This window comes from Chryseobacterium joostei, from assembly GCF_003815775.1.
Lineage (GTDB): Bacteria > Bacteroidota > Bacteroidia > Flavobacteriales > Weeksellaceae > Chryseobacterium > Chryseobacterium joostei.
On the sequence record NZ_CP033926.1, the window covers coordinates 2,313,796 to 2,325,659 of the forward strand.

At 34.7% G+C, this 11,864-nt stretch carries 11 protein-coding genes; 7 read left to right on the top strand and 4 right to left on the bottom strand.

Translation table 11 applies throughout. The features are described 5' to 3' along the window. Positions 1 to 215 precede the first annotated feature (215 nt). The 3 genes from EG359_RS10585 to EG359_RS10595 all read left to right on the top strand — a co-directional run bounded on the left by EG359_RS10585 (position 216) and on the right by EG359_RS10595 (position 2,245). A complete protein-coding gene (locus EG359_RS10585; protein ID WP_123867351.1) occupies positions 216 to 695 on the top strand; it encodes a hypothetical protein in 480 nt (159 codons plus the stop codon). Between the two features lie 44 nt (positions 696 to 739). Continuing rightward, complete coding sequence (locus EG359_RS10590; RefSeq protein WP_076354491.1) at positions 740 to 1,168, top strand: hypothetical protein; 429 nt, start codon at positions 740 to 742, stop codon at positions 1,166 to 1,168. Positions 1,169 to 1,396: 228 nt separating this feature from the next. Then, positions 1,397 to 2,245, top strand: a complete 849-nt coding sequence (locus tag EG359_RS10595; RefSeq protein WP_076354493.1) for a M12 family metallopeptidase — start codon at positions 1,397 to 1,399, stop codon at positions 2,243 to 2,245. A gap of 38 nt (positions 2,246 to 2,283) precedes the next feature. On the opposite strand, the gene EG359_RS10600 is transcribed toward EG359_RS10595, so the two are convergent. Continuing rightward, a complete protein-coding gene (locus EG359_RS10600; protein ID WP_076354495.1) occupies positions 2,284 to 4,410 on the bottom strand; it encodes a helix-turn-helix domain-containing protein in 2,127 nt (708 codons plus the stop codon). Positions 4,411 to 4,492: 82 nt separating this feature from the next. Between EG359_RS10600 and EG359_RS10605 the strand changes: the two genes are divergently transcribed. Continuing rightward, positions 4,493 to 4,945 (top strand): hypothetical protein, encoded by a 453-nt coding sequence (locus EG359_RS10605; protein ID WP_076354497.1) that lies wholly within the window; start codon positions 4,493 to 4,495, stop codon positions 4,943 to 4,945. Between the two features lie 152 nt (positions 4,946 to 5,097). On the opposite strand, the gene EG359_RS10610 is transcribed toward EG359_RS10605, so the two are convergent. Beyond that, positions 5,098 to 5,634, bottom strand: a complete 537-nt coding sequence (locus tag EG359_RS10610; RefSeq protein ID WP_076354499.1) for a gamma carbonic anhydrase family protein — start codon at positions 5,632 to 5,634, stop codon at positions 5,098 to 5,100. A 167-nt stretch (positions 5,635 to 5,801) separates the two neighbouring features. Between EG359_RS10610 and EG359_RS10615 the strand changes: the two genes are divergently transcribed. From EG359_RS10615 to hemH, 3 genes are read left to right on the top strand one after another with little or no spacing between them, the layout of a single operon-like run. Further along, positions 5,802 to 6,680 (top strand): NifU family protein, encoded by an 879-nt coding sequence (locus tag EG359_RS10615; RefSeq protein WP_076354501.1) that lies wholly within the window; start codon positions 5,802 to 5,804, stop codon positions 6,678 to 6,680. A 10-nt stretch (positions 6,681 to 6,690) separates the two neighbouring features. Then, a complete protein-coding gene (locus tag EG359_RS10620; protein WP_076354503.1) occupies positions 6,691 to 7,218 on the top strand; it encodes an NADPH-dependent FMN reductase in 528 nt (175 codons plus the stop codon). A 15-nt stretch (positions 7,219 to 7,233) separates the two neighbouring features. Further along, positions 7,234 to 8,262: a ferrochelatase gene (gene hemH / locus EG359_RS10625; RefSeq protein ID WP_076354505.1), complete on the top strand. Its 1,029-nt coding sequence runs from the start codon at positions 7,234 to 7,236 to the stop codon at positions 8,260 to 8,262. Positions 8,263 to 8,333: 71 nt separating this feature from the next. Here hemH and EG359_RS10630 read toward each other — a convergent pair whose 3' ends face one another. Both EG359_RS10630 and EG359_RS10635 read right to left on the bottom strand, forming a co-directional pair. After that, positions 8,334 to 10,289 (bottom strand): M4 family metallopeptidase, encoded by a 1,956-nt coding sequence (locus tag EG359_RS10630; RefSeq protein WP_076354507.1) that lies wholly within the window; start codon positions 10,287 to 10,289, stop codon positions 8,334 to 8,336. Positions 10,290 to 10,621: 332 nt separating this feature from the next. Next, positions 10,622 to 11,836, bottom strand: coding sequence for a type IX secretion system plug protein (locus tag EG359_RS10635; protein ID WP_076354509.1), 1,215 nt, complete (start codon positions 11,834 to 11,836; stop codon positions 10,622 to 10,624). Positions 11,837 to 11,864 lie beyond the last annotated feature (28 nt).

Below are 11,864 nucleotides of genomic sequence, written 5' to 3' on the forward strand. Positions count from 1 at the left end.
TTAAAAAACCAAACAAATTTAAAACATAAAAACTGCATTAGTTACTTTTTGTAATTGATAGGATTGATTGCTTAGTTCAGGGAAAAACTATTGAAATTCAATTTTTATTTAGCCGATTTTACTTATACATTTTTGAGCTTATCGTTTTTAATTCATTTTGTATATTTGGAGCCTATAGGAAAAATAAAAACCCGTCAAATCAATTGAAGAAAACCATGGCAAATTCAGAATCCAGAATTGATTTTATCATGAAAGAGTCGGAGGCTTCAATGGATGACGGAAAAGCAATTCACAATAAGAATACAAGAAAGAATAAAATCAAACTAACAAAATCTCAATATGAAGAAACATTTATGTTGTGGAGATTATCTCGAGTTTTGAAAATGGAAGAATATAACGGGATTGATTTTCAGCATAAATCTTCAAGCCCTCAATTGTCTAATGGATTATCGTATGAGCCCATCCTATCCTTACTCAATTCAAAGGTTATATTTGAAAATTATCAACCTAAAGAAAATGATTCCCTATCAATATGGATGGAGTATAAATATGCTGAGATGAACAAAAAAACAAGACCTTATATTGGGAATTATATATCTTTCATCTATTCCCATGAATGGACGTTGAATAGTGGGTTTGATCATATCTATAGTGATTATGAAACCTTATGTGATGGAGAATTAAAGATTTTCTAACCATTATCTTTATTATATTTGAAAAACTAATAGTATATAAACTTATGAAAGGAGAAGTAAAATTCAAAAGAAGAATATTCAATATCGACAATCAACCTTTTGAATTATGGATCAATAAAAGCATAATCGACGATACCCAAAAAAGTGACTTTAGCTGGTGCTGGCGAATTGATTTGAAAAAATTTGATGATATTGAAAATGATGAAGAGAATCTACAACAATTGATGGTGGCCATCATCCAAAAAATTATGAAAGTGGCTACGATTAAGATCACAGGAATCACTCTTCACAAAAATATATATGAAATCATCTTTTATGCAAAAGAAGATGACACAACAAAAATCGCTACAGAGTTCGTTGAGATTCCTCATGAAATTGAAGACAGGGAAAAAAGATTCATCGGATACCATTCTAAAAGAGATCAAAATTGGGAATATGTGAAGATGTATTTTGAGGCAATGACTAGAAAATAATTGTGATTTTTTTCATGAAAATAAAAGAGATTTTGGCCACCGTCAAAATCTCTTTTTCATTACTTATTTCCCGCTTCTCAATTATTCATATTTCCCATTCAGTACACAAGAAGATAATAATCACTAAAAAGCAAAGCATTTTAACACACATAATTCATCAATAAGAGAAATAAATTACTATATTAGTATTTGAAATTTAAACAAACACACCACTTTAAAAATATTAATATGAACAAAAAACTTAATGATTTATTTTCTCCGAAGATACTAACCAAAAGAACAATCTTCATGAGCTTTATTGTTGCAGCTACATTCATTTCTTGTAGTAAAAATAATGAAGAGATTGCAACAGAGGCACAAACAACAGCCTCCAATATGGAAAACGTTATAAAGGGCCAACTGAATGGTCAGGAGATTACTTATGAGAAAAAAGATGGAATGAATTTCTTTCAGGGAGATATCGTTCTTACAGACCAACAGTTAATGGAAGAGGGTTCATCCAATAAAGGAGGTGCCAGTTTCTCAAGATGGCCCGGAGGTAAAATTTATTACACTATTGCAAGCAATATGGGCTCTATCAACGTAAATAAAATCAATACGGCTGTTAGTGAATATAACTCCAAAACAAATACCCAATGGATTCCTCGTACCAATCAGAGTAATTATGTAGAATTTATTTTCGGAAGTTCATCCGGAGCAGACGGATGGGCACATATCGGCTATCAGGGCGGAAAGCAGACTGTTTCTTTGGATCAGTACATTTCTGTAGGGTCAGTCATTCATGAAATGGGACATACAGTGGGACTTTATCACGAACATTCCCGTAAAGACAGAGATCAGTATCTTAGTATTCAGTGGAACAATATTCAGGATGGGCAGGCCTATAATTTTAATATTTACAACTCAGGAACGGACATAGGTCCTTTCAATATTAATTCGGTGATGATGTATTGGCCAAATTCTTATTCTAAAAATGGACAACCCACCATTAAAAGAGCCAATAATACAACCTTTACATATAATAGAACCGGATTTACAACCGGAGATATCAATACGATCAATACGATGTATCCATAATATTTAATATCAAAGGCTTAAAGCAGGAAAAGAATTCTTTACGAATTCTTTTCCTTTTTATAATTATAATGATTGATCAAAATTCTGATCTCATTAAACTCAAAATTGCTTGGCAATGCATTCTTCCACTCCGTTAAGGTTTCATGTGGATTTTTGTAAAACTCTGTTTCAAAAGCCTTGATTTTATCAGAAACAATTACTCTTGAAATATCCAGTAATCCCTGTTCTGCAAACTTGGCAAGATGCCCGATTACGGTTTCTTTTACCAATCCTCTTTCCAAAGCAATTTCTCCAATGGTTTTACCTTGTTCAAATAACTGGAAAGTTAAAACCTGTGACGGAACTTTAGCTATTTTCAGACTGACTTCTTTATCATTCTTTTCATCCAAAAGCTTTGTATCAAGAAGATGAATTTCCTTCAGACTGTTTAGATATTCTTCAATATCTTCCAACCAGCCTTTGAATTCTTCATTGTATTGCTTCAGACCTTTTGCTCCCTTTATTTCAGCGTAAAACTCTTTCAACGGATCAAAGATTTTATTTCTGGTTTCAGTAAAAAAGAAATTAACAGCTCCTTTTGACTTACTTTCAATCTCCGACCACTCTTCTTTTTGTTCAATGAAATTATTTACCTTCTGAAAGATTACACGTTCCAACTTTTCAAAGATTTTTCCGAGATTAGTTGCTTCATGCTTCAATTGAAGATACAATTGATTAGTCTTTACATGATCTATATTTTTAGTCACAATGGAAAGTTTATTCCAATCCTCAACTTCTTTTAAAAACCACTGACAATCAACGGTACGAAGTACTTTTCTGATGCTGTAATCATATTTCTCCTGATTCAAAATAGATTCTACGTGATCATTCGCCACAGTATCCGTATGGAAATGCAAAATTCTATTATCCTTGAAGATTACTTCAGGAGTAATTTTTGATTTTAAAACAATACCTTCCAGTGTTCTGCAACGTGATAATGCAACGTATACCTGACCGGCCGTAAAACTTTTTCCTGCGTCAATAATTACCTTATCAAAGGTTAATCCCTGGCTTTTATGAATGGTAACCGCCCAGGCTAATTTAATAGGAAACTGTTCAAAGCTTCCCAAAACTTCTTCCTTGATGGTTTTATCAGTATCCAGAAAATATTTTTTCTGTTCCCAGGTTTCTCTTTTTACTGTAATCTCTCTTTCACTTTCATCTAGAACTACACGAATTTCATTTTCATCGAGACCAATAATTTCACCCAATTTACCATTGAAATATTTCTTTTCTCCGGAAATATCATTTCTGATAAACATAATCTGAGCACCAATTTTTAATTCTAAAAACTGTTCATTGGGAAACTGATTTTCCTTAAAATCTCCTACCAATTTTGCTTCGTAGGTTTGAGCATCAACTTTTATTTCCGTTAATTTTTCCTGATTGATCTCATCTGCCATTTTATTGTGTGAACATAGATAGACATAGGATTCTTTCCCCATATCAAAATCAGGATCATACCTTTTGTTCAGATGATCAAAATCTATATTGGCAACATCACCATCACGAATGGCATTCAAAATCTCCAAAAATTCTTCATCAGACTGCCTGTAGACCTTTGTCAGTTCAATAGTAACAATCGGAATATCCTTGATGGCATGACTATCGAAAAAGAATGGGGAATTGTAATACATTTTCAGAATATGTTCGTCTCTCACCACTGGTGGAAGCTGAAACAAATCCCCGATGAATAACATTTGTACCCCACCAAATCTTTGATTATTTCTTCTGATAAATCGTAAGGAAAAATCCATCATATCCAGAACATCAGCCCTTAACATGGAAACCTCATCAATGATGATGATCTCAACCTCTCTTAAAAGCTTAAGTTTATCCTTTCGATATTTGAAATGAGGCATCAGATCGGCAATATTATTAGCCAAGCTGGTGTCTATTCTTTCTGTTGTAGGCAAAAAAGTTCTCAATGGTAATCCAAACATGGAGTGAATAGTCACTCCTCCTGCATTAATGGCAGCAATTCCTGTAGGAGCAATTACAATATGCTTCTTCTTGGTTCGTCTTACAAAATCATTAAGAAACGTTGTTTTCCCCGTTCCCGCTTTCCCAGTAAGGAAAACACTTCTATTGGTGTACTCTATTAAGTCAAAAAAATGATTGTTCATCGTTGTCAAAAATACGGAAATGAATTTGAATTTCTTACCTTGGCATAAGTTTTGAAAATTCTTAAAAAGAAAAAAGTCTATTGTGAAAAAATTTTTACTCTACATTCCTGCAGTAGTATTCTGTACTACACTAACTCTGGTTTCCTGTAATTCGTCTAAGAATCTTAATACCAATCTTCCTGTAGATATTGCAAACCGACCTGCTGATGAAGACAGTCAAAAATATGATCAGGCCCAGCTGGATAAGTTAAAAGCTTCTATTGAATCTGAAGCAACAGGAGAAAAATGTACAGATGTTAGTGAATGGACATTTGCTCCGATGGGAGTAAAAGCCTGCGGCGGACCTCAGCAATACATCGCCTATTCTAAAAAGATAGAGTCCAGTATTCTACCAAGGATCAATGAATATACAGATAAAGTAAGGGTTTTTAATGAAAAATACAATATTACTTCTGACTGTATGGTGATTACTCCCCCGACTTCTCTGAAGTGCATCCACGGAAAAGTAAGACTTATCACCCCCGATGATAATTAAAAATAAAGCAAAGGTTCCATAATCAAATCAACAAAAATCCCGATCCTAGGATCGGGATTTTTACTTATTTCTGAAAAGCAGTACAGCTGAGATAATGGGTAATAACAAATGTTTAACACCTAAACTTTAAACTTTGAACCCTAAACTTTAATCTACAACTCGTAATCTTTTACATTTTCTTTATACCAAGACGAATATTTCACATAGTTATCTGCAATTCTGTTGACTTCGCCTTCCAATAATTGAGCATTAATATCCTTGATTTTTTTGGCAGGAACACCTCCCCAAACTTCTCCGGACTTGATGTGAGTTCCCTGTGTTACCACTGAGCCCGCTCCTACAATTGAATTTTCTTCAACCAGACAATCATCCATAACAATAGCTCCCATTCCGATCAATACATTATCATGAATAGTACATCCGTGAACAATTGCATTGTGCCCGATGGAAACATTATTCCCTATATTCAGGGGATGTTTCTGATAGGTACAGTGCAGCATTGCATTATCCTGAACATTCACCTTGTTTCCCATTTTAATATAATGAACATCTCCACGGATCACCGCATTGTACCAAACGCTACAATCTTTTCCCATGGTAACATCTCCGATAATAGTAGCCGTTTCAGCTAAAAAAGTGTTCTCTCCGATCTGTGGGCTTTTCCCTAAAAGTTCTTTTATTAGTGCCATAGTTTTAATTTGAAATTTTGAAAATAAGCCTGTTTGAAAATTATGATTTAGTACACTTTATTTTTAGCATCTAACTTCTAAATTAAAGCGATAGCAAAAATCTAACTCTCAACTTTCAGCTTCTGACTTCTAATGCGTATTTTTGTATCTCAAATTTAACGAAAAAAATGCGTACCGTACTTATAGAACCAACCGAAAACCCAAAAGTGATGAAATTTGTTGCAGATTACAACTTGATTCCCGGGTCTTTGGAATTGGATAGAAATTCAGATGTTTCAGAAATTCCTTTGGCACAGGAGCTTTTCAATTATCCGTTTGTGGAAAGAATTTTCATTACGGCTAATTTTGTAGCAGTAGCCAAGCAGGATACCATAGAATGGGAACATGTAGCTGAAAGCCTGAAAAATGTAATTGAAGATGAATTATTGGCTAATCCCAGACTTTATCTTCAGAAGAAAAAAGAAATGTATCAGATCTATTCAGAAATGACACCTAACCCAAATGTAATGAAGTTTGTTTCCAGCAAACTACTTATGGAGGGTTTTGTAGAGGTAAAATCAAGAGAAGCAGCAACCGAAGTTCCTTTGGCAGCAGCTATCTTCAATGAGTTTGATTTTGCAACAGAGGTTTTCATTTCAGATAACTTTGTGGCAGTTACCAAAAATCATACTGTGGAATGGCATGAAGTAATGACTACTGTTCGTGCTCTTATCTCTGATTATCTTCAAAATGGAGGTGAAATTTCTAATATTGAACCTCAAAAACACGAAAATCCTGTTGAAAAAATCATCAACAGAGATTATACGGATGATGAGCAGAAAATTTCTGATATCTTAAATGAATATGTAGCTCCTGCTGTGGAAAATGATGGTGGAAAAATTTCCTTAATGGAATATGATGAATCTACCAAAACCGCAAAAATGCTTTTACAGGGAGCTTGCTCAGGTTGTCCTAGCTCTACCGCTACTTTAAAGAATGGTATTGAAAACATCCTGAAACAATTTGTTCCGGAGCTTGTAGAAAGAGTGGAAGCTGTAAACGGATAACCTATACTTCATGATCTCCCAAAAAAAAATTCTTGTAATTGTTGGAAGTGCCACAAAAGCTTCCAGCAATCAGAAACTGATGGAACAGGTATTGGAAAAAAATCCCAATATTAATTTCCAAATGCATCATGATCTTTCTATTCTTCCCCACTTTGATACATCCTTAACTGATGTTGATATCCCTGAGGAAGTCGTAAAGATAAGGGAGAAGATTAATCATTCGGCGGGAGTAATATTTTCTACTCCGGAATATATTTTCAGTATTCCGAGCAGATTAAAGAACTTACTGGAATGGTGTGTTTCTACCAATGTTTTCTCAGACAAACCTGTTGCTTTTATTACAGGTTCTGCCAATGGTGAAAAAGGTCATGAAGAATTATTATTGCTTTTAAAAACTCTTGGAGCAAAAACTAATGATAAACATCAGCTTTTGATAAAGGGAATAAAAGGTAAGTTCAGTAATGATGGCACGGTTGAAAGTAATACCTTTGCTAAAGTATCAAAATTAGTAACAGATTTCAACGATTCTGTTTCATAATTAAAATTAAAAACATTGAATAAAAAAGGAATTTTACTGGTGAATCTCGGATCTCCGAGATCTACTGAGGTAAACGATGTAAAAGAATATCTTGACGAATTTTTAATGGACGAAAGAGTCATCGATTACCGTTGGATTTTCCGTGCTCTTCTTGTTCAGGGTGTAATCCTGAAAACAAGACCTGCCAAGTCTGCTGAAGCCTATAAAACGGTATGGACAGATGAAGGTTCGCCTTTGATCGTTATTACTGAAAAGATTCGGAAAAAACTTCAGAAAGTGGTAGATGTTTCCGTGGAAATTGGAATGAGATATGCAGAACCAAGCATTGAAACCGGAATTCAAAAACTGGTGGATCAGGGTATTTCTGAAATTGTTCTTTTTCCTTTGTATCCTCAATATGCAATGAGTACAACCGAAACTGTTATTGAAAAAGCAGAGGAAGTAAGAAAGAAAAAATTCCCAAAGGTGAAGATCAATTATATTCAGCCTTTTTACAATAGGGATATTTATATTAATTGTCTTGCAGAAAGTATTAAGGAAAAGCTTCCTGAGAACTTTGACGCACTCCAGTTTTCTTACCATGGAGTTCCTGAAAGACATATTTATAAGACAGATCCTACCAAAAGCTGTAATCTTAATGATTGTTGTTCCCGAGAAGATAATCCAAGTCATCAGTTCTGCTATCGTCATCAATGTTATAAAACAACGCAGCTTGTCATTGAGAAATTAAATTTACCTAAAGAAAAAACTATCGTTTCTTTCCAGTCAAGATTAGGAAAAGATAAATGGATTGAACCTTATACGGACGAAACTCTGGAAACCATTCCTAAAAAAGGAGTGAAAAATCTTGCTATTGTTTGTCCTGCATTTGTTTCAGACTGTCTTGAGACACTGGAGGAAATTTCTGTGGAAGGAAAAGAGCAGTTCATGCATGGAGGTGGAGAAACATTCCAATATATTCCTTGTTTAAATGATGAAGACCGATGGATAGAAGTGGTAAAGACACTTTGTGAAGAAAAGCTGAATGATTTTTATTTGGTATAAATCATTCATCCAAAATATACAAAAAGGCCGCAGAATATTTCTACGGCCTTTTCTTTGGAATATATTAAAGTTTATTTTTTGATAAGGTTTCCTGCGGTCTGTCCGTTCACTGTTACAATGTAAACTCCAGGAAGCATATTGGTTGGAAGCTGTATATTGATTTTATTAGCTCCATCAGTAAGGATCACTTTTTCAGAAATCTCTTTTTTACCTGTTAAGCTTACCAATTCTACTGTTCCTTTACCTGCTTTTCCGTCAAATGCAACCGTAAATCTGTCTGTTGCCGGATTTGGACTAATGGTATAAGGTGATTCTTTTGCTGCTGTTGCCACCAATCCTGCCGGAGAAGTACCACCACCAACACCTACTGCATTCCATGCATTGGTAACCTGTGTTACTTCATTACTGCCTGCTCCGTATAAATCTGCAGCTGACTGAAGAGAATACGTTCTTGCATTAGCATAAGTAGATGTGGAAGTAAGATAAGTAGTTAAAGTTCTGTAAGCAATTGCTCCTGCTTTATCTAACCCTATTCCGGAAACATTATAGGCAAAACCTTTATCATTGGTTCCTGTTCCTCCAGTTACCAATAAGTAGTACCAAAAATTAAGAACACCTGAATTGGTATGAACTCCACAATAATCATTAGATTGGCTAGGGCTGGCACATCCTGAAGTGGTAGTTGTTTTCCAGTAAGTTCCCATATAAGTATCCGGCTGGCTATAAGCATTAGGATTTGCCATATTTCTGATCACATAACTGAAGTCCTCTCCCAGTGTCCAGCTAGCCTGGCTTGGTCTAGCCCATTTTTCTATTGTATTTCCAAAAATATCCGAGAATCCTTCATTTAAAGCTCCAGGCTCTCTCTGATAAACAAGATTTGCTGTTTTAGAAGTCATTCCGTGGGTAATTTCATGACCGCAAACATCAAGTGCAGTTAGCGGTTTACCTCCATTTGTAGAAGAGCTTCCGTCACCGTAAGTCATTCTAGACCCATCCCAAAATGCATTAAAATAGTTGGTTGAATAATGAACATACGATTTTATAGCAAAGTTATTGTTGTCAATACTTTTTCTGCCAAACTTTGTATAGAAATAATCCAGTGTCATTTCTGCTCCCCAGTGGGCATCGGTAGCATACTGATCTTTATTGGTATTCACATTGTTCCATACATTGTCGGTATCTGTAAAATCTACTGCAGAAGAATAATTGGTTCCTTTTTTCAAATTATAGGTTTCTACAGCTGTTCCTCCATTTCTACCGGTTTCTCTCAGTCTGTAACTTCCATTATAAGAATCAGCAACGATATTTCTGCTTCCACTGTATCCTGTAGTAGCAGTTCCCGGAGCATTTACATCATGAATAATGGCATCTACTCCTAAGACTTTACCATTCTTTGCATCTACAAAAACATATTGTCTGCTTAGTGGTTTTTCTGCATAAATATCAAATTTATAAGCTAGTTTAAGCTCTTTTAAGCTTTCATCTGTAGGCTCTGAATAATATACCATCTCACCTTTAGGGGCGAAACTGGCCTTATCATCACCGGATTCTTTTTTAATAAAATCTTCCTCTTCTTTATTTTGCCACTTATATTTATCTGCTCCCACAAATGAAAGTGCACTTTGCAATGCTGTACTTTCAGAAATATTAGATTTCTTTTCTATTCCCTGAGGAACATCAAGAATCCATTTTCCGGACTCTCCTACAATTTTACCGTTTTTAGTTTGTACAGCCATCATTCCGTATTCTACAGGAATTCCGTTGACTGTTTGTTGAAATCTGTGGGTTTCAAAACCCAATCCATCTTTTTCTAATCCAATCTTACGGGATTCTCCGGAAGAAAGTCGCTGAGAAGCTTCATTGAATAAAACCGGACTTCCCTGAAAAGTAGGTCCATCTTTTTCAAATCTCATAAACTCTGCATGTAGTCCGCTTTTACCAGGAACTACTTTTGATGGTGTGTTTTGTCCAAAAGCAAAAGAGCAAGCTGCAACACTTGCTGCTAGGATAAATTTTGTTTTCATAATAATATTGGTTTGATGTGAAAACGAATTTATAAATTTTTCACAATAAAATGACATATAATTTAATTAAAATTCAATAGAAAATATAAATCATTAAACAAAACACAATAATGATTTTAAAAAGAAGAGAAATAATTAAACATAATTTTATTATTAATTGATTTTTTTATTAATTAATTTAATAAAAATCAAATTTTTGTGAATTATTTTTTTTGTTATGCAAAACATTAAACTGGAAATAATTCTATCAATCAATTATTACGTAAAAAAAGAAAGGCCATCTCAAAAGAGACAGCCAAAAATATTTTATACAGTTTAATTAAAAAAAGGAATTATTTTCTAATCGGAGTTCTGAATTCTCCATACCCTATTAAACCATCATAGTTTCTACCAAAAGGAGCATAATATAGAAATGCCTGGTAAAGGTTATCAGTCTGCCAGAAATTACCATTTACTTCGCCAAAATCCAATGGACCATTCCCCTGCTTCGTTGCTAAAATATAGTTATAAAAACCTTGTTTCAGGAAAATCTTAGCCACATATTGCTTACCTGCCACATCGTATTGCATTTGGTTTTCTTTACTAGCCTGAAAATTATTAAATCCGCCAAGAACATAAATTTCCTTATCCACAGGTTCTGATTCCAGGTAAAAATACACCCATGAATAATCTGCTTCCCTTTCTGCATCTCTTTCTCTTCCCAGATCATTTCTTCTGTAATACCAGGCTCCGTTTACATCGGGCTGATACTGATAGTTTAAAGGAAATGCCCATACCGGATGCAAATAGGTATAATTGCCATCATCCTTTACCTCTACCGCACGAACCATGTCTGCAGCGATAGTCATATTTTTATTATCAAAATAATAGAATTCATTGTCTCCCGGAAAGGTAAGGTTCATTTGCTGGAAAAGCATTTGATTTCCTAAAACAGTACTTGGTTTCTGATTAGAAATAACCATATTCGGGTTGTTATTCTGCATCACATTTAATGATATGGAATTCACATTGGAGGAAAGATCTCCTCCTTTTGGTGAAGCCTTTACTTCTACCCTTTGGTTCAGATTGGGATTCTTTGCATCTGCAATCCTTGAAACATTCACTCCTACCGACGCAATGTCTTCCACCAGATAAAATCTTCTTTTGAAAAGAGGTTTATCAGCTGAATCCTTGTACACAATCAGTTCAAAATTCCCCGATACTTTTGGTTGTATCTTATCATTGGGAAACGTTAGCTTGTAGTGAGTATAAGCCTGTAATGTATTGAAGGAATATTGAAATTTATCCAGAAGCGCATTCATGCTTCCACTGGCAAACTCTGTGAAAAACAGGTTGTCATCATTCCAGTTTCTGTCGTAATGTTTAATGGTATATCTATAGATTTCGCTGCCATTGGTAAGGTCATCAAAGCTCAGAACCAATTGTTCACCGAACTTTATTACCGGAGTTTCATCATTCGTCTGAGGGTTGAATAACTGGATACTTTGGATATTTTGTCCGTAAACCAGCCCACCCAAGGAGAGTAAAAGTATTCGCAAAGTTTTCATTATTACGAAGATAACGAAAAATAGCCAT